The organism is Ideonella azotifigens (genome assembly GCF_021043325.1).
In the GTDB taxonomy this organism is placed as follows: domain Bacteria; phylum Pseudomonadota; class Gammaproteobacteria; order Burkholderiales; family Burkholderiaceae_C; genus Ideonella; species Ideonella azotifigens.
Window position 1 is genome coordinate 95,283 of sequence record NZ_JAJNKD010000011.1, and the last position, 18,231, is coordinate 113,513.

Here is an 18,231-nt window from a genome sequence, read left to right on the forward strand (position 1 = left end):
CGACGCAGCTTGAGAGAGGGAAAGATGGGGTCCATCGTTTACAGCTTCTTGAATGACAGTCTGCTGTTTGACCCGGGACTGATTCGGGAGCAATTCAAAAGTCTTTCAGAGGCGGCTCTTGCTGTGGAACTTCTGCGCTACAGGGAGTACTGCCTGCAGCATCGAGACACCCTGGTCGAAGAAGCTGCACCCGAAGACGGCAAGCTCCGGGTCTACGTTGGCGCCGATGTAGATAGACGATTTCTCAAGCAGGCGGCGTTCTACCTTGACACAGTTGTTTGCGCTGATCCTCTATTTGCTCTCACCCATCCCAAACATGAATCGACGGCAGCCTTTACAGCCGCATTTGAAATGCCAGATCCAAGCAGTTTGGATCGGCGGTCAATCGCGGAAGCAGCACAGCAGATGCTGGAGGCCAGGCCCTTGGTCGCAGCAGGCTATGTCCTCTTCTTGCCGACTTCACTCGAAGAGGAGGCTCCCTCGTCTCTTCCGATCTACGCGCCAGACGACGGATTCGAGGGAATCTTACCGCGTCACATCCTTGATTTGTACAAAGCGGCTGCGACGGTACGATCAATGCGCCCCTCGTCCCGAGGTCTGCTCATCCTGAATCATCTGGAGGTGGGCCGGCGCATCCACATTGACTTTGAGCCCGGTCGATCCGGAGGTTCATTCGTCTACAACCTCGTCGAGCAAGAGGTCCTTCAAGTAGACCGCAAAGCTGGTACGGTCCAGGTGGCGATGAGAATGCCCGCGGATCCTCCGACCAAAGAGTCGTTCGATGCATGGGTGGCGCAATCCATCAATAGTTCGGCTCGTAATCACTTCGATGCGCTGGCCCGCACAGTGCGCTGGTCCTCGCAAGTCGGAGCTCAATGTCTCGTTCGTTCGGGCATTTCGGCATCAGTTTTAGAGGCTACCGGCGATGTATCTGGCAGCAGCATTGATTCATCGACGGCAACTGGGGTTCTCAATCTCAACGTTCCGTTTTTCGATGGCGTAAGCATGGCGAACCTGATGGCAGCTCGCGCAGACGAAGAGGTCTTCAGACGATTCAGAAAGCAACTCGAAAAGCACTTTCGAGAACTGAGGCTCGAACTCGATCCTGAGAAGCGCCGCCTTAAAACTGAAAATGCCATGCACGAGCTTGTAGATATTCAGTTGACCGAGGTGGACAGTACGATTCGACGTCTTAAACGTAAAGCCGTGCTCAGCGGCATTGGGGGACTTGCCAGCTTCGCCGCGGCCATCCCTACTTCCGGTACCAGCCTTCTTGGCTCCCTTTGCGCGGGCTACGCTGGGTTCAGAACGTATGAGGAGTACCGCGTCTCGACCAAGGAAAATCCCGCCTACTTCTTGTGGCGAGCAAATGGAAATGCGCCATTTCGCTGAACTGGCTTCTCAGGCCGGACCATCCACCGACGCTGATTTTTCACCCAAGTTGAGGTGAATCAATCGCTCGGAAACCGGCACCCCGTCCTCGCCCAATTCGCATCCACAAACGACGCCGGCGCCGACAAGTCCAACAGCAGCCGCTCGTAGCAAGGATGCCGCTGCAGCAGCACCGTGCCGGCCTGCTGGATCGCCTCCAGATTCCCCGCCGTGATCTTCCAGCTGGTTGGCACGTTCTTGACCTTCTCGCGCAGGGCGCGTTGCTCGGGTGTGGCGACGGGCAACTGGTCGAAGTCGATCATCACCGGGTAGACGCGCAGGCCGGTGAATTTGGGGTCGCCGGTGGCGCCGCCGGATGCGGCGTTGAACTGGGCCATCAGCACTGACATCTGGCTGGCGATGCTGGTGGTGGCGGAGTCGATGGGCTGCGAGGTGACGGCGCTGATCATCGGGATGATGCCGGGGCGCGTGGCTTGCAGTGCGAGGTCGTTGGCCGGTTCGGCACGTGCGTTGATGACGATGACGACGACGGTGCGCAAGGCGCCGCCATTGATGGCGGCGAGCAGGCTGCCGGGGGTCATCGTGGTGCCAGGCAGCGGGTTGGCAATGAGGTGCGGGCCGTCTGGCGCGGAGAGGACTTCCATCAGGCCGTGCACCGCGAGGTTGTCGGCCATGCCGCCGTCCAGCAGGTAGACGTAGGGGATGCGGCGGCGCTGGGCGAAGTCCGGCGGGTCGCTGGGGCCTGCGGTGTCGTTGGAGCGGCGCAGGTCGACGGCGTAGCGGGCGCGCTTGAAGGCTTCGAGGTTGATGAAGGGGCTGTAGGTCTTGCGGACTTCTTTTTCGGGCCAGCTGGACGCGGGCTTGGCGGGGCAGCCGGGGCCGGAGAAGTTGGTCAGCGCGATGGGGGCAACGGCGATGGGCACGGCAGACGAGGCGGCCACGCCGACCGAGAGTTTCTGGTCGTCCAGGCTGGCGCAGATGTCGTCGAAGCGGCCGGGCGTGAAGGCGAAGACTTCGCCGGTGGACATCTCGGTGGCGTTCAGGATCAGGTAGGGCTTGCCGGGCTGGTTGACGGCGGCGAAGGTCTTGCCGTGGAACAGCTCGCGGTCGAACATGTCGCGGATCGCGTCGGTGCGGGACTCGCCTGCAAACGAGCGGCCGAGGATGGCGAACGGGTTCAGGAAATCGGCGGCGATGATTTCCATGTTGTCGGGCACCAGGAAGTTCTGGCGGAAGTCTTCCAGGCCTTCCTTGCCAGCCAGCGCGAAGTGCGCGGCAATGACGCTGCCGCCGGAGACGGAAGAGACCACGCCCACGTCGTCGGCCAGGCTGTGCGGCGCGCCACCGCCGGTGCTGATGGTCTGGTCGCGCAGCTCGCGCAGGATGGTCCAGCCCAGCGCTGCAGCGCGCGAACCGCCGCCGGAAATGGCAATCAGCACCAGCGGGCGCTGTGCGTCTGAAACATCGATGCTGCGTCGCTCGGGGTTGGGCTCGGCGGTGGACAGTGGCGTGTTTTCGAACCGGGTGCTGGCGCAGCCGGTGCAGAGCACAGCCGCGAGCAGCCAGGCGAGGCGATGAGAAGAAGGCAGCAGCATTGCGTCAGGCCTTCTTCGGTGCGGTGGATGCAGTCTTGACGGCGGGCTTGGCCGTGGCGACCGCTGGGGCCGCAGGCTTCGGGGCCGGCGTGGGCACAGGAGCCGACTTGGCGGCGACCGCCGGCGCAGGCGTGGGCGGCGGGACGGGCGAAGGTGCTGGCACAGAGGCTGGTTTGGACACAGGCAGTGGCGCCGGCAAAGGTGCTGCCAGCGTGGCTGGTGCGCGGGTGAAGATCACCACGCAGGGCCGCATCAGCGAGGTCCCGGAGAGCACCACGTCCACACTCTCGGGCACGCAACCCTGCGTGTCGACCGTGACGGTGTATTCGTCGGATGGCAGCAGCAGCGTGTGGTTGGTGAAGCCGACGCCGTTGCCGTCCGCTCGGACCGGACATTGGTCCGGGCAAATGACCAGCATGTACTCGATGGACATGGCCTGCTCCCTGGCACCAGAGTACTGCATCCTGGCACGCGACCCTGGCCATGTCTGCCACCCATGTGGGGGGCTTCGGCAGGAAGGTGTCAGGCGGCTCTCAGGCCAGCAAGGCGTCGTGCAGCACCGCGCCGGCAGCGCCCACCGCGCAGGCGTTCAGCCCGAAGCGGCACAGCCGGACTTCGGTGCTGTGGAAGGCGTAGCGGCCTTGCAGGGCCTGGAAGCTGGCGCGGGCCGTGGCGAGGTACGGTGCGCCGAGTTGGCCCATGGGGCCGCCGAGCACGATGACGGCCGGGTCCAGCGCGTTGCAGATGTTCTGCATCAGCATGCCCAGGTAGCGGCCGGCGCGTTCGGTGGCGGCCACGGCCGCGGGTTCGCCGGCGGTGACCTTCGCCACCAGCTCGGCAATCGGCAGGATGGGCGCGGTGGCGCCGGTCAGGTCCAGGCTCACGGCGCGCTGCGACACGAAAGCCTCGGCGCAGCCGCGGCTGCCGCAGCGGCAGGGCGGGCCGTCCAATTGCAGGATGGTGTGGCCGACTTCGCCGGCGCTGCCGTCATGGCCCAGGTGCAGGCGGTCCCCCAGCACGATGCCGCCGCCCACGCCAATGCCCAGGCTGAGGTAGATCAGCGAATCGGGGTGGATGCCCTCGCCCTCGCCGAAGACGTATTCGGACAGCGCCGCGGCATTCGCCTCGTTGAGCACCTTCACCGGCGCTGCGCGAACCCCCGCCTCGGCCAGCAACGCAGCCAGCGGCGCGGCAATCTCCTGCCCGGCCCAGCCGAGGTTGGGCACCACGCCAATGCGCCGGCCGGCGGCGTCCACCGTGCCCGGAATGCCCACGCCCACGCCCAGCAGCCGCCGGCCTTGCTGGGCCAGTGCCTTGTCCTGCTGGGCCAGCATGGCAGACAGCGCGGCCAGCGTGGCCGGCAGCTCGCCCGGCGCGTAGGGCTGCAGCTGTTCGGCCAGCACGCGGCCCTGCAGGTCGCAGGCGACGACGTTGAGGTAGTCCACGCCAATCTCGGCGCCCAGCAGCGCGAGGCGGCTGTTGTCCATCTCCAGCGGCGTGGGTCGGCGGCCGATGGCGCCGGACACCGGCACCTCGGCCTCGCGGATCCAGCCGTCGTCAATCAGCTCCTGCACCAGCAGGCTGACGGTGGACTTGGTGAGGCCGCTGCGCTTGGCCAGGTCCGCACGTGAAAGGCCGCTGCCGGTCTTGACCAGCCGCAGCAAGGCAGCGCTGTTGATGCGCTTGAGCAGGCTTTGGTCGCCAGTGGCGACACCATCGGAGCGGGGCTGGGAAACGTTGGCCATTAATTAGTTCGAATCATAGACTTATTCGCCGGCAGCAAGTGGCAGCGAATGGGCGGCGTGGCCGCGCGCAACGGTAACCGTCTTGTACACGACACGCTGTTGTCAAACACAAGGCCTAGCCTGCGCGCACTTTGCCAACCCTCAAGGCCAGCCACATGACCGAAACCAATCGTCGCCAGTTCCTGCATTTGCTCGGGGCCACCGGCGCCGCCACCGCTGGCGCGCTGCCGCCCAGCATCGCGCGCGCGCTGGCAATTCCCGCCAACAGCAAGACCGGCACGATCAACGACGTCGAGCACGTCGTGATCCTGATGCAGGAAAACCGCTCCTTCGACCACCACTTCGGCACGCTGCGCGGCGTGCGCGGCTTTGCCGACCCGCGCGCGGTCACGCTGCCCTCGGGCCAGCCGGTCTGGTACCAGAAGGACGCCGACGGCAACCTGGTGATGCCCTTCCGCCCGCCGGTGGACAACCTGGGCCTGACCTTCCTGCCGGACCCGCCGCACGGCTGGAACGACACCCACGCCGCGTGGAACCTCGGCCGCCAGGACCAGTTCGTGCCGAACAAAGGCCTCTCGGCGATGACCTACCACCAACGCGCGGACCTGCCGTACCACTACGCGCTGGCCGATGCCTTCACCGTCTGCGACGCCTACCACTGCTCGCTGATGGGCCCGACCGATCCGAACCGCTACCACCTGTGGAGCGGCTGGGTGGGCAACGACGGCGCGGGTGGCGGCCCGGTCATCACCAATGCCGAGGCCGGCTACGACTGGAAGACCTACCCGGAACGCCTGGAAGCCGCCGGCATCAGCTGGAAGATCTACCAGGACGTGGGCGTGGGCCTGAACGCTGCCGGCTATTGGGGCTGGACCAGCGACCCGTACATCGGCAACTACGGCGACAACTCGCTGCTCTACTTCCACCAGTACCAGAACGCGCAACCGGGCACGCCGCTGGCCGACAAGGCCAAGACCGGCACCAACATCGACGCGCAAAACCGCGACCCGATGCAACTGGTGGTGCAGTTCCGTGACGACGTGGCCAACAACCGGCTGCCGCAAGTGTCGTGGATCGTTGCCCCCGAGGCCTACAGCGAGCACCCGAACCACCCGGCCGATTACGGCGCCTGGTTCATCTCGCAGTTCCTGGACGCGCTGACGGCCAACCCGGACGTTTGGAGCAAGACGGTGCTGTTCATCAACTACGACGAAGAAGGCGGCTTCTTCGATCACATGGTGCCACCCACGCCGCCGATGAACGACAAGCTGGGCGCCTCCACCGTCAGCATCAAGAACGAGATCTTCCACGGCGACGACAGCCACCCCAAGGCGCCTTACGGGCTGGGCATGCGCGTGCCGATGATCGTCGTCTCGCCGTGGAGCAAGGGCGGCTGGGTCGACTCGCAGGTCTTCGACCACACCTCGGTGATCCGCTTCCTCGAAGCCCGCTTCGGCCAGGGCAACCCGGCACTGACCGAAACCAACATCACCCCGTGGCGCCGCACGGTGACCGGCGACCTGACCAGCGCCTTCAACTTCGCCAAGCCCAACGTCAAGCTGCCGGCTCTGCCCAGCACCACCGCCTACCTGCCGCCGGACCTGGTGCGCCACGACAACTACGACGTGGTGGCACCGACCGACCCGACGCTGCCGGTGCAGGAAACCGGCGTGCGCAACGCGCGCCCCCTGCCCTACGTGCTGCATGCCAGCGGCGCCGTGGCGGCCGATGGCAGCTACCAGGTCGGCTTCAACAACCTCGGCAGCCAGGCCGCCGTGTTCCACGTGCGCGACGCGTTGCATGGCAAGGACGCACCCCGCAGCTACACCGTGGGCGCCGGCAAGTCGCTGAGCGGCAGCTGGGCCGCCAAGAACAGCCAGTACAAGCTGGCCGTGCACGGCCCGAACGGCTTCTACCGCGCTTTCCAGGGCAGCACAGGTGGCGACGGCAAGGCGCTGCTGCAGGTCGAGGCGCAGTACACCGCGGCCGATGAACAGCTGCTGACGCTGAACATCACCAACACCAGCCCGCGCTCGGTGGAAGTGCGCTTGGCCGACGCCTACGGCCGCAAGAGCCAGAGCCTGAAGCTGCATGCCGGCGCTTCCGGCACGGTCAGCTGGAACCTGGTGAAGACCTCGGGCTGGTACGACGTGAGCGTGCGCGTGGACGGCGACACCGGCTTCCTGGTGCAACTGGCCGGCCACATCGAAAACGGCAAGCCGAGCATCAGCGATCCGATGATGGGTGGCTTGCAATTGAAAGCTTGATGAAGCTCCCAGCCTTGTGAGAACACAAGGCTGTTCAACAAGCAAAAGGCCTCGCCGCAACGCGAGGCCTTTTTCGTTCCAGATCAGCCCGGCTCTCGGAGCGGATCCGTTCAAAGACCTGGCAAGGTTGGCGCACAAACAAATGGGGTCAGAGTCAATTTATCTTGAGATACCTCATTGCGGCGCCGCTTGAGTGCCCAGATAAATTGACTCTGACCCCATTTGTTTGAACCATGGCGGGGGCCGCTTCAAGGCTCGCCCCCTGCCCGTCAGTCCAGTTCGCGCAGCGGATGCACGTGCGCCGGCCACGGGCTGGCGAAGAACGGGGCGATCAGTTCGGGCGTCACGTCCGCGATGTGCGGCGGGTTCCAGTGCGGGTGATGGTCCTTGTCGACGGCCAGTGCGCGGATGCCTTCGACCGTTTCGCTGGCAGTGCCGGGTCGCAGCTGGAAGCAGTGGCGCACGAGGTCGCGCTCCAGGCGCAGGTCGTCGGCCAGCGTCATGTTGCGGGCGCGGCGCACCAGTTCCAGCGTCACGGCCATCATCATCGGCGAGCGGTGGTGCAGCGTGGCCAGCGTGGCTTTGGCGAACTCGGAGTCGTCTGAGGCCAGCGAGGCTTCGATGGCGGCCAGCGTGGGCAGGCTGAAGTGCAGGTCGATGGCGCTGCGGTGCGCGGCCAGGCTGCCCTCGCCTGCCGTCTGCGCATGCGGCTTCAGCGCGGCGGCAATGCGGGTGGCGATCTCTTCGGTGGTGTGCGGAATGTCGGCCGGGCCGCCCGGCACGGCTGACGGCTGGGCCAGCGCAGCGACCAGGGCCGGCAGTGCGGCGGACGGCACCAGGGCGTCCGCCAAGCCCAGCGAAATCGCGTCCGCCGCAGTCAGCGTCTGGCCCGTCAGCGCCAGGTATTCGCCGGTATGGCCGGGGCAGCGCGCCAGGAACCAGCCGCCGCCCACGTCCGGGAACAGGCCGATGTGGGTCTCGGGCATGGCCAGCTTGCTCAGCTCGGTGACCACGCGCACGCTGGCGCCCTGGCTGATGCCCATGCCGCCGCCCATGCAGATGCCGTCCATCAGCGCGATGTAGGGCTTGGGGTAGCGGTGGATCAGGTGGTTCAGCGCGTACTCCTCGGTAAAGAAGTCTTCGAGCTGCGGGTTGCCGGCAAGGGCCGCCTGGTGGAAAAAGCGGATGTCGCCGCCGGCGCAGAAGGCCGGCGCCTTGCCGGCGCGCCCTGCGCCCTGCACCAGCACGGCGCTGACGCTGCGGTCCTCGCGCCAGTGCAGCAGCAGCGTGGTCAGGTCACGCACCATGCCCAACGACAGCGCGTTCAAAGCGTTGGCCCGGTTCAGCGTGATGACGCCAATGTCGCCCAACTGCTCGGCCAGCACCTGGCCGCCGGAGACCAGCTCGGGCAGAGACGAAGAAGAAGCGGATGCGGTCATGGAACAGTGTCTCCGCGGGCGTCGAGGCCCGTCTTGATGATGCAATGAGGACCCGCCGAGCTGCAGCGGGCAAGGCGGCCATTGTGCCGCCCGCAGGCTCAGGTGCCCCGGCGCGCACGCATTGCCAGTGCCTCGTTGCCGGCGAGCGCCAGCAGCACCATCAGTCCACCGGCCAGCACGCTGGGCGGTGGCTCTTCGGCCCCGCTGGCCCAGGCCCAGGCGACGCCGAAGAGGATTTCCAGCAGCCCCAGCAAAGCAGCTTCCGGCGCGCTCAGCACCCGCCCGGCCGCCACGGCCAGCGCACAGGGAATGGCCAGCTGCACCAGGCCCAGGCCGCCAAGCAGGGCCAGGTCATGCGCACCGGCCTGCAGCGGCCAGGCCCAGGGCAGGCAGACCAGCGCCGAGAGCGTGGCGCCCAGCATCACGGCAGGCCGCATGTCGACCCGCGCGCCGGGGTGCTTGCGCTCGTTGGCCTGCAGCAGCGTCCACATGCTGGCCGCGGCCAGCGGCGGCACCATGGCCAACGCACTGCCCAGCAGGTGGCGCGGCTCGGCGCCGGCCAGCTGCGGGCCGTACATCCAGGCAATGCCGGCGCCCGCCAGCGCGATGGCGCCCCAGGTGCGCCGCGGCAGGCGATGGCCCAGCGTGACACGGCCGATCAGTGCGGCAAACAGCGGCCCCAGCGCTTCGGCCACCAGCACGTTGGCCACCGTGGTCAGCGCCAGCGCGACCATGAAGGCGGTGAACATCACGGCCCAGCACAAGGCTGACGCCCACAAGGCCCAGCCGCCTTGCGTGAGCGAGCGCCGCAGCGCCTCACGCCCCATCAGCCACGGCAACAGCAGCGCCAGCGACGCGGCCGCACCGGCGCTACGCCAGAAGGTCTGCTCGGCCGCCAGCCCGGGCGCGTCGAGCTGGCGCGTGACCACGCCAGCGATGCTCCACATCAAGGTGGCCAGCATCATCGTCGCCACGGCTCGGCCGTGACCCATTGCTTGTCTTGGTTCCATCACTGCTACGCGTCAAAAAGAACAAAGCCGCCCGAAGGCGGCTTTCACAGCGAGACCGCAGAGCGGGGCCGGCGCCGGGCCGCCCCAAGGCGGCACCGCCAACCCGCTCGGCGGGTGGTCTCAGGTATTTCCTGGGACCGGGTGCCCCATTCAGCCCCTGGAGGCGCGCTTGCGGTCGTGTTCGCTGAGGTGGCGTTTGCGCACGCGGATGCTCTTGGGCGTGATCTCGACCAGCTCGTCGTCCTCGATGAACTCGACGCCGTATTCCAGCGTCAGGTCGATCGGGGGCGTGATCTTGATCGCATCTTCCTTGCCCGAGACGCGGAAGTTGGTCAGCTGCTTGGTGCGGGTTGCGTTGACGACCAGGTCGTTGTCGCGGCTGTGGATGCCGACGATCATGCCTTCGTAGACCGGATCGTTCGGCTTGACGAACATGCGGCCGCGGTCGTCCAGCTTGCCCAGCGCGTAGGTGAAGATTTCACCCGCATCCATCGAGATCAGCACGCCGTTCTTGCGGCTGGCGATCTCGCCCTTGTGCGGCTCGTAGCCATCGAAGATGTTGCTGATCAGGCCCGAACCACGGGTCAGGTTCAGGAACTCGTTCGAGAAACCGATCAGGCCACGCGCCGGGATGCGGTATTCCAGGCGCACGCGGCCGCGGCCGTCCGGCTCCATGTTGACCAGCTCGCCCTTGCGCTCGCCCAGTGCCTGCATCACGCCGCCCTGGTGGGTTTCTTCCACGTCGGCGGTGACCAGCTCGATCGGCTCGTGCTTGACGCCGTCCACGTCGTGGAACACCACGCGCGGCTTCGAAACCGCCAGCTCGTAGCCTTCACGGCGCATGTTTTCCAGCAGGATGGTCAGGTGCAGTTCGCCGCGGCCCATCACCTCGAAGATGCCGTCTTCGTCGGTTTCCTTGACGCGCAGCGCCACATTGCTCTGCAGTTCCTTCTGCAGGCGGTCCCAGATCTGGCGGCTGGTGACGTACTTGCCTTCGCGGCCAGCCAGCGGGCTGGTGTTGACGCAGAAGTTCATCGTCAGCGTCGGCTCGTCGACCTTCAGCATCGGCAGCGGAGCCGGGTTGGCCACGCTGGTGACGGTGACGCCGATGCCGATCTCGTCAATGCCGTTGATCAGCACGATGTCGCCCGGGCCGGCTTCGGTGACCTGCACGCGGTCCAGGCCCTGGAAGGTCAGCACGTTGTTGACACGGCCCTTGGTGGCCTTGCCGTCCGGGCCTTCCATCACCAGCACGTCCATCGCCGGCTTGATCGTGCCCTGGCTGATGCGGCCCACGCCGATGCGGCCGACGAAGGTGGAGTAATCCAGTGCCGAGATCTGCAGCTGCAGCGGAGCTTCCGGATCGCCTTCCTGGGCCGGCACGTGACGCAGCACGGTGTTGAACAGGGCCGACATGTCCGGGCCCCACTGTTCACCGGGCGCGCCTTCGGTCAGCGAGGTCCAGCCATTGATGCCGGAGGCGTAGACGACGGGGAAGTCCAGCTGCTCGTCGTTGGCGCCCAGCTTGTCGAACAGGTCGAAAGCAGCGTTGATGACGGCGTCCGGCTTGGCGCCCGGCTTGTCGACCTTGTTGACGACGACGATGGGCTTCAGGCCCAGCGCCAGCGCCTTCTTGGTCACGAAGCGGGTCTGCGGCATCGGGCCTTCCTGGGCGTCGATCAGCAGCACCACGCCGTCGACCATGGACAGCGCACGTTCGACTTCACCGCCGAAGTCCGCGTGGCCCGGGGTGTCGACGATGTTGATGTGCGTGCCTTCCCAGCTGACCGCGCAGTTCTTGGCCAGGATGGTGATGCCACGCTCACGTTCGATGGCATTGCTGTCCATCACGGTGTCGATCACCTTCTCGTGGTCGGCGAAGGTGCCCGACTGACGCAGCAGTTGGTCAACCATGGTGGTCTTGCCATGGTCCACGTGGGCAATGATGGCAATGTTGCGGATCTGTCGGCTCATGGGAGAGGTCTTTCTAAGAAACCAGCAAGGCCTGCACCTCGACGGGGCTGAGCAGGCGGTCGGCGATCAATTCGCCAGCAAGAATGTGGCCACTGCCCAAAAAGGCAGCGGAGCAATCGGGGCCAAGAAACCTCGGGAGCGGCCCCTCGGCTCCTTGAGGGCCGTAAACCCGCACGGCCGGGGTGTCCGGAAGCGCCACGCGACGGCGCAATCCGGTGAGAAAACGGGCCGCTTCGGTGTCCGGCAGGCTCAGGGCCGGCCAGTCAGCGAGCAGCGTATCGGGCCGCTGCAGCCTTGCATCGCGTGCATCGGCATCCTCCTCGGCCAATTGAGTCAGCGTCACGGCCTGCGCCAGGCCCAGCCCGCCGCTGTGTGTGCGGCGCAGTGCAGCCAGGTGGGCACCACAGCCCAGCAGCTCGCCCAGGTCCTGGGCCAGCGTGCGCACGTAGGTGCCTTTGGTGCAGCGCACGTCCAGCGTGAGCAACAACTCGTCAGGCTGCCACGAGACGATGTCCAGCCGATGAATCGTGACCCGGCGCGCTGCACGCTCGACCTCGATGCCGGCGCGGGCGTATTCGTACAGCGCCCGACCATCCTTCTTCAACGCCGACTGCATTGGCGGAATCTGGTCGATCGGGCCCAGGAAACTGGCGACAGCATGAAGCAGTTGCTCGCCGGTGACATTGACCGGGCGCTCGGCGAGGATCTCGCCTTCGCGGTCGCCGCCCACGGTCGTCTGGCCCAGCCGCAGCGTGGCCAGGTAGCCCTTGTCGGCATCCAGGCTGACCTGCGAGAACTTTGTCGCCGCACCGAAGCAGATCGGCAGCAGGCCGGTGGCCAGCGGGTCCAGCGTGCCGGTGTGGCCGGCCTTTTCGGCGCGGTACAGCCACTTGACCTTCTGCAACGCATCGTTGCTCGACAGGCCGATGGGCTTGTCGAGCAACAGCACGCCGTGCAGGGCACGACGTTGGATGCGGGGCTTGGCGGAATTCATCGGCGTTGGCTTGGAAAAAGAGAAAACTCGGTCAGTCCTGCGGACCACCGGGTTCGTCGTCCTTGGCCCGGGTGGCGTTGGCACGGTTGATCAGGCTGCTGAGTTCGGCAGCGCGCGAAGTCGTCTGGTCGAACTTGAAGTGCAGCGTTGGCACGGTGTGGATGGCCAGGCGCTTGAACAAGCCGTTGCGGACAAAGCCGGCAGCCTCGTTCAGCGCGATCTCGGTCTCAACCGGATCGCCCACCAGCAGCGAGAACAGCACCTTGGCATGCGCGTAGTCCGGCGTGACCTCGACCGCATTGATCGTGACCATGCCGATGCGCGGGTCCTTCAGGTCGCGGATCAGCTCGGCCACGTCGCGCTGGATCTGGTCGGCCACGCGGAAGCTGCGGTTGGGGATGTTGCGTTTGTGTCGCATCTGGATGTGCTCCGGAAGTAAAAACCCCGCCGTTTCCGGCGGGGTTCTAGGGTGAAACCCGACCCCGCTTTTACAGCGTGCGTGCCACTTCCTTGACCTCGAAGAATTCCAACTGATCACCTTCCTTGATGTCGTTGTAGTTCTTGAGCTTGATACCGCACTCGAAGCCTTCCTTGACCTCGCGGACATCGTCCTTCTCGCGCCGGACGGATTCGACTTCGCCGGTGTAGACCACGATGTTGTCGCGCAGCAGGCGGAACTTCGCGTTGCGGCGAACCAGGCCGGAAGTGACCATCGAGCCGGCCACGGTGCCGATCTTGGAGGCCACGAAGACCACGCGGATCTCGGCCGTGCCCAGCGCTTCTTCGCGCTGCTCCGGTGCCAGCATGCCGCCCATTGCTGCCTTCACCTCATCCACGGCGTCGTAGATGATGTTGTAGTAGCGCAGGTCGACACCGCTGTGCTCGGCCAGCTTGCGGGCTTGCGCGTCGGCACGGGTGTTGAAGCCGATGATGATGGCCTTGGAGGCGATCGCCAGGTTGACGTCCGACTCGCTGATGCCGCCCACCGCGGCGTGCACGATCTGCACCTTGACCTCGTCGGTCGACAGCTTGAGCAGCGAAGAAGCCAGGGCTTCCTGCGAACCTTGCACGTCGGCCTTGATGATCAGCGGCAGCGCCTGGGCAGCACCTTGGCCCATGGTCTCGAACATGTTCTCCAGCTTTGCAGCCTGGCGCCTGTTCAAGGTCACTTCGCGGTACTTGCCCTGGCGGAAGGTGGCGATTTCACGGGCGCGGCGTTCATCCGACAGCACCATGAAGTCATCACCTGCCTGCGGCACTTCGGTCAGGCCCTGGATTTCCACCGGGATCGACGGGCCGGCTTCGGCCAAGGCCTTGCCGTCTTCGTCCAGCATGGCACGCACGCGGCCGAAGCTGGAGCCTGCCAGGATCACGTCGCCACGCTTGAGCGTGCCGGACTGGATCAGCACGCTGGCGACCGGGCCGCGGCCCTTGTCCAGGCGGGCTTCGATCACGATGCCCTTGGCCATTGCCTGCGCCGGCGCCTTCAGCTCCAGCACTTCGGCCTGCAGCAGCACCTGTTCCAGCAGCTCGTCGATGCCGACGCCGGTCTTGGACGACACGCCCACGAACGGCGATTCGCCACCGAACTCTTCCGGCACGACCTGCTCGGCCACCAGCTCGCCCTTCAGGCGTTCGGTGTTCGAGTCCGGCTTGTCGATCTTGGTCATGGCCACGACGATGGGCACGCCCGCCGCCTTGGCATGGTGGATCGCTTCCTTGGTCTGCGGCATCACGCCATCGTCCGCCGCGACCACCAGGATCACGATGTCGGTGGCCTTGGCGCCACGAGCCCGCATCGCCGTGAAGGCCGCGTGACCCGGGGTGTCCAGGAAGGTGATCATGCCGCGCGGCGTTTCCACGTGGTACGCGCCGATGTGCTGCGTGATGCCACCCGCTTCGCCAGCGGCCACGCGGCTGCGGCGGATGTAGTCCAGCAGCGAGGTCTTGCCGTGGTCGACGTGGCCCATCACCGTCACGACCGGTGCACGCGAGAGCGCCTCGCCGGAGGCTGCGGCTTCTTCCTCTTCCGAGAAAGCTTCCGGGTCATCCAGCTTGGCGGCCAGCGCCTTGTGGCCCATTTCCTCGACCAGGATCATGGCCGTCTCTTGGTCCAGCTGCTGGTTGATGGTGACCATCTGGCCCAGCTTCATCAGGGCCTTGATCAGCTCACCCGCCTTGACCGACATCTTGTGTGCCAGGTCGGCGACCGAAATGGTCTCCGGCACGTGCACTTCCTGGATGGTCGGCTCGATCGGCGCCTGGAAATTCGAGACGTTGCCCATGTCGCGGCTGTCGCCACGGCGGCCGCCGCGCGGTGCACGCCAGCCCGGACGGTTGCTGCCGGCGTCGGTGCGCGGCTTGGCCGCGCCAACGCCACGCTTCTTCGCGTCGTCTGCCCAGCTGGAAGACAGCTTCTCGGACTTGACCGACTTCTTGTCGCCCGGCTTCGCAGCGGTGGCGGCCGTGGTCGCGGGTGCGCCAGGCGCGCCCTTGGCCTTGTGGATCGTGCCCTTGATGCCTTCCTTGGGCACTTCGACCGGCTTGGGCGGCTCCTCCGGCTTCTTCGCGATCATCACCTTGCTCTTGCGATTCATCATGTCGCGAATCGCAGAGGCTTCGGCTTCGGCTTTTTGGCGGCGCGCGGCCAGATCGGCCATGCGCTTTTGCTCTTCGGCCTCGGTGTCGGCCGCCTTCACCACGCGCAGCGCGGGCTTGGGCGGGGCAACCGGCTCGGCAGCCACCGGTGCCGGGGCAGGCGCAGCCACCACGGCAGGTGCGGGAGCAGGTGCTGGCGCGGGGGTACGGGCGGAGCCCTTGCCGGAAGGTGCCGATGCAGACGCTGCGGCCTTGGCCAGGGCTGCAGCAGCCTTGGCTTCAGCGGCGGCCTTGGCAGCGGCTTCTTCGGCGGCCGCGGCAGCTTCGGCGGCGGCCTTAGCGGCAGCGGCTTCAGCGGCGGCCTTGGCCTCGCGCTCCTGGCGCTCCTGCTCTTCACGCAGGCGGCGCTTTTCGGCCAGCTCTTCTTCCTGCCGGCGAATCTGCTCGGCCTGCAGGCGAGCCTCTTCCTCGCGACGCGAGAGGTCGGCTTCCTCGGCAGCAGCGGCGGCCACCCCGTCATCTTCGACACCGCCCGGCATGTCGTCGCGCTTAACGAAGGTGCGCTTCTTGCGCACTTCGACCTGGATGGTGCGGGCCTTGCCACTGGCGTCGGCCTGCTTGATCTCGCTGGTCGACTTGCGGGTCAGCGTGATCTTCTTGCGGTCGGCGCCAGCAGTGGAGCCGTGGGAGATGCGGAGATAGTCGAGCAAGCGCTCCTTGTCCGATTCGTTGAGCGAATCGTCAGGCGAAATCTTGGCGACGCCGGCCGACTTCAGCTGCTCGAGCAGCGTCCCGGCGGGCCGGTTCAGCTCCGCGGCGAGTTGGGCGACGGTAGTCACAGCCATTCTTGAGTTTCCTTGATCTTGGTGCCGTGTGCGGGACGTGCGGGTAGGCTGGGCGCTCAGGCGTTGAACCAGTGTTCACGCGCCTTCATGATCAGCGCCTTGGCCTGCACGTCGTCCACACCGGTCATCTCGACCAGTTCATCGACGGCCAGGTCGGCCAGGTCATCACGGGTGTGCACACCACCATCGGCCAGTTGGCCGATCAGAGCGGGGTTGAGGCCGTCGAGGTCACGCAGATCCTGCGAAACATCGTCGACCTTTTCTTCACGGGCAATTTCCATCGTCAGCAGCGCATCCTTCGCACGATTGCGCAGCTCGCTGACGGTGTCTTCATCGAAGCCTTCGATTTCCAACATTTCCTGCAGCGGCACATAGGCCACTTCCTCGAGGCTGGTGAAACCTTCCCCGATCAGCATGTTGGCGACTTCTTCGTCCACGTCGAGCTTGTCGACGAACAGCGCGCGGATAGAGCCCGACTCTTCCGCCTGCTTGGCGGCCGATTCCTCGGCCGTCATGATGTTGATGCGCCAGCCGGTCAGCTCGGAGGCCAGGCGCACGTTCTGGCCGCCACGGCCAATCGCGATCGCCAGGTTTTCCTCGTCGACCACGACGTCCATCGCGTGCCGCTCTTCGTCGACCACGATGGACTGCACGTTGGCCGGCGCCAGCGCGCCGATGACGAACTGCGCCGGGTCTTCCGACCACAGCACGATGTCGACGCGCTCGCCGGCCAGTTCGTTGGTCACCGCGGTGACGCGCGAACCGCGAACGCCGACGCAGGTGCCGATCGGGTCGACCCGCTTGTCATGCGAAACCACGGCGATCTTGGCGCGCGAGCCGCTGTCGCGGGCGCAGCTCTTGATCTCCAGCAGGCCTTGCTCGATCTCCGGCACTTCCTGGGCGAACAACTCGACCATGAAACCAGGCGCAGAGCGCGACAGCATGATCTGCGGGCCACGGGCGAGCGGGTCGATGCCGGCCATGAAGGCCCGCACGCGGTCGCCGGAGCGCAGGTTCTCCTTGGGGATCATCTCGCCACGCTTGAGCCGGCCTTCGACGCGGCCCGACTCGACGATGATGTCGCCCTTGTCCAGGCGCTTGACGGTGCCGACGAAGATCTTCTCGCCACGGGCGAGGAAATCATTCAGCAACTGCTCACGCTCGGCATCGCGGATCTTCTGCAGGATGACCTGCTTGGCCGCCTGCGCACCGATGCGACCGATGGTCACGGACTCGATCGGCTCCTCGATGTGGTCGTCCACCTCGATGTCGGGAATTTGTTCCAGCGCTTCGAACAGCAGGATTTCGGCATCGGGGATCTGCAGGCCGGCTTCATCCGGGACCACGTGCCAGCGGCGGAAGGTCTCGTAGTCGCCGGTGTCACGGTCAACGGTGACGCGGATGTCCACTTCACCACCGTGCAGCTTCTTGGTCGCAGACGCCAGCGCGGCCTCCACCGCGCCAAACACCACATCGCGCTCCACGCTCTTCTCGCGCGAGATCGCGTCCACCAACATCAGCATTTCGCGGTTCATTCTTGTTGACCTCCGTCGTTCGAGTCGCCGTCCGCCGTCTGCGGCACAGCCGGGGTGGCTTTGCCACGCCGCCCCTTGAAATCCAGCACCGGCACCAGCCGGGCCTCGCGCACTTCGCCCAGGCTGAAGTCCAGTACCTGGTCGACCTTGCCATCGTTGAACACCAGCTGCCAGCCGGCTTCATCCGTGGCGGTGGCCTGCTCGCCAGCCGACGGCGCGACCTGCTCGGCCTCCGCGGCTTTCTGCAGCACACCTTCGTATTTCTTGCGCCCCTGGAACGGCAGCTTGAGCGTGATCTGCACCTGCTCGCCAACAAAGCGCTGGTAGTGCGCGGCCGTCTTCAGCGGCCGGTCAAGCCCGGGGGAAGACACTTCCAGCCGTGCATAGTCGACGTTCTCGACTTCCAGCACATACTGCAGTTGGCGTGTCACCGCCTCACAGTCTTCAACCGTGACAAACTCATGTGGCCCGGTGGGGTAGGCCCGACCGGGCACCCGGTCGATCAAAACGCGCAGCAACCCGCCTGCCGATCGCTCGACATCAACGAGTTCATAGCCCAATCCGGTCACCGTACGATCAACGGCCTGGCTCCAGCTCATCAGGGTGCGAATACCTTCCAGTAAGAAGCAAAAAGGCGCTTGAAACGCCTGACCGCCAGAAACACGCAGCGGAAAACCGCAGCTGAAAACACAAACGCCAAAAAAAATGGGCTGGAAAAATCCGCCCACTCTTTCTAGCGCTTCGGTGCAATTCTAGCGAAGAGTCTGATTGTAGCTCGAAGGCAGACCTTCGGCAAGCCGCGGGCCTGACTGCATGCGAGAATTGCGGCAGCATATC

13 protein-coding genes are annotated in these 18,231 nt (G+C 65.7%); 2 read left to right on the forward strand and 11 right to left on the reverse strand.

What is annotated here, in order from left to right:
• Positions 1 to 24 precede the first annotated feature (24 nt).
• The gene (locus LRH25_RS21365) at positions 25 to 1,392 is read left to right on the forward strand and encodes a hypothetical protein (RefSeq protein WP_141288287.1); all 1,368 of its coding nucleotides are present in this window, start codon (positions 25 to 27) and stop codon (positions 1,390 to 1,392) included.
• A gap of 59 nt (positions 1,393 to 1,451) precedes the next feature.
• Here the strand turns inward: LRH25_RS21365 and LRH25_RS21370 are convergent, their stop codons facing one another.
• The 3 genes from LRH25_RS21370 to LRH25_RS21380 form a co-directional block, all read right to left on the reverse strand.
• A complete protein-coding gene (locus tag LRH25_RS21370) occupies positions 1,452 to 2,987 on the reverse strand; it encodes a patatin-like phospholipase family protein (protein WP_141288288.1) in 1,536 nt (511 codons plus the stop codon).
• 4 nt (positions 2,988 to 2,991) lie between these two features.
• Complete coding sequence (locus LRH25_RS21375; protein WP_231012173.1) at positions 2,992 to 3,420, reverse strand: hypothetical protein; 429 nt, start codon at positions 3,418 to 3,420, stop codon at positions 2,992 to 2,994.
• Between the two features lie 100 nt (positions 3,421 to 3,520).
• Complete coding sequence (locus tag LRH25_RS21380) at positions 3,521 to 4,732, reverse strand: ROK family transcriptional regulator (RefSeq protein WP_231012174.1); 1,212 nt, start codon at positions 4,730 to 4,732, stop codon at positions 3,521 to 3,523.
• Between the two features lie 155 nt (positions 4,733 to 4,887).
• On the opposite strand from LRH25_RS21380, the gene LRH25_RS21385 reads away from it, so the two are divergent.
• A complete protein-coding gene (locus tag LRH25_RS21385; RefSeq protein WP_141289888.1) occupies positions 4,888 to 6,999 on the forward strand; it encodes a phosphocholine-specific phospholipase C in 2,112 nt (703 codons plus the stop codon).
• A 269-nt stretch (positions 7,000 to 7,268) separates the two neighbouring features.
• Here LRH25_RS21385 and LRH25_RS21390 read toward each other — a convergent pair whose 3' ends face one another.
• The 8 genes from LRH25_RS21390 to rimP all read right to left on the reverse strand — a co-directional run bounded on the left by LRH25_RS21390 (position 7,269) and on the right by rimP (position 17,993).
• Complete coding sequence (locus tag LRH25_RS21390; protein WP_141289887.1) at positions 7,269 to 8,438, reverse strand: enoyl-CoA hydratase/isomerase family protein; 1,170 nt, start codon at positions 8,436 to 8,438, stop codon at positions 7,269 to 7,271.
• Between the two features lie 98 nt (positions 8,439 to 8,536).
• Positions 8,537 to 9,430 (reverse strand): DMT family transporter, encoded by an 894-nt coding sequence (locus tag LRH25_RS21395; RefSeq protein ID WP_231012175.1) that lies wholly within the window; start codon positions 9,428 to 9,430, stop codon positions 8,537 to 8,539.
• Between the two features lie 168 nt (positions 9,431 to 9,598).
• Entirely contained in the window at positions 9,599 to 11,422 is a 1,824-nt protein-coding gene (gene typA, locus LRH25_RS21400) for a translational GTPase TypA (protein WP_141289441.1), read from the reverse strand.
• Between the two features lie 13 nt (positions 11,423 to 11,435).
• Entirely contained in the window at positions 11,436 to 12,416 is a 981-nt protein-coding gene (gene truB / locus LRH25_RS21405) for a tRNA pseudouridine(55) synthase TruB (protein ID WP_141289440.1), read from the reverse strand.
• 31 nt (positions 12,417 to 12,447) lie between these two features.
• Positions 12,448 to 12,834, reverse strand: a complete 387-nt coding sequence (rbfA, locus tag LRH25_RS21410) for a 30S ribosome-binding factor RbfA (protein WP_141289439.1) — start codon at positions 12,832 to 12,834, stop codon at positions 12,448 to 12,450.
• Between the two features lie 70 nt (positions 12,835 to 12,904).
• The gene (infB, locus tag LRH25_RS21415) at positions 12,905 to 15,859 is read right to left on the reverse strand and encodes a translation initiation factor IF-2 (protein ID WP_231012176.1); all 2,955 of its coding nucleotides are present in this window, start codon (positions 15,857 to 15,859) and stop codon (positions 12,905 to 12,907) included.
• Positions 15,860 to 15,915: 56 nt separating this feature from the next.
• Complete coding sequence (nusA, locus tag LRH25_RS21420; protein WP_141287613.1) at positions 15,916 to 17,394, reverse strand: transcription termination factor NusA; 1,479 nt, start codon at positions 17,392 to 17,394, stop codon at positions 15,916 to 15,918.
• Entirely contained in the window at positions 17,391 to 17,993 is a 603-nt protein-coding gene (rimP, locus tag LRH25_RS21425; RefSeq protein ID WP_141287614.1) for a ribosome maturation factor RimP, read from the reverse strand. Before rimP ends, nusA begins: the two co-directional genes overlap by 4 nt.
• Between the last annotated feature and the right edge of the window lie 238 nt (positions 17,994 to 18,231).

Coding starts and splice junctions, on each gene's coding strand:
- LRH25_RS21380 (WP_231012174.1), bottom strand. CDS start 4,732: ATGGCCAACGTTTCCCAGCCCCGCTCCGATGGTGTCGCCACTGGCGAC.
- LRH25_RS21390 (WP_141289887.1), bottom strand. CDS start 8,438: ATGACCGCATCCGCTTCTTCTTCGTCTCTGCCCGAGCTGGTCTCCGGC.
- truB (WP_141289440.1), bottom strand. CDS start 12,416: ATGAATTCCGCCAAGCCCCGCATCCAACGTCGTGCCCTGCACGGCGTG.
- LRH25_RS21395 (WP_231012175.1), bottom strand. CDS start 9,430: ATGGGTCACGGCCGAGCCGTGGCGACGATGATGCTGGCCACCTTGATG.
- typA (WP_141289441.1), bottom strand. CDS start 11,422: ATGAGCCGACAGATCCGCAACATTGCCATCATTGCCCACGTGGACCAT.
- infB (WP_231012176.1), bottom strand. CDS start 15,859: ATGGCTGTGACTACCGTCGCCCAACTCGCCGCGGAGCTGAACCGGCCC.
- LRH25_RS21370 (WP_141288288.1), bottom strand. CDS start 2,987: ATGCTGCTGCCTTCTTCTCATCGCCTCGCCTGGCTGCTCGCGGCTGTG.
- rbfA (WP_141289439.1), bottom strand. CDS start 12,834: ATGCGACACAAACGCAACATCCCCAACCGCAGCTTCCGCGTGGCCGAC.
- LRH25_RS21365 (WP_141288287.1), top strand. CDS start 25: ATGGGGTCCATCGTTTACAGCTTCTTGAATGACAGTCTGCTGTTTGAC.
- LRH25_RS21385 (WP_141289888.1), top strand. CDS start 4,888: ATGACCGAAACCAATCGTCGCCAGTTCCTGCATTTGCTCGGGGCCACC.
- LRH25_RS21375 (WP_231012173.1), bottom strand. CDS start 3,420: ATGTCCATCGAGTACATGCTGGTCATTTGCCCGGACCAATGTCCGGTC.
- nusA (WP_141287613.1), bottom strand. CDS start 17,394: ATGAACCGCGAAATGCTGATGTTGGTGGACGCGATCTCGCGCGAGAAG.
- rimP (WP_141287614.1), bottom strand. CDS start 17,993: ATGAGCTGGAGCCAGGCCGTTGATCGTACGGTGACCGGATTGGGCTAT.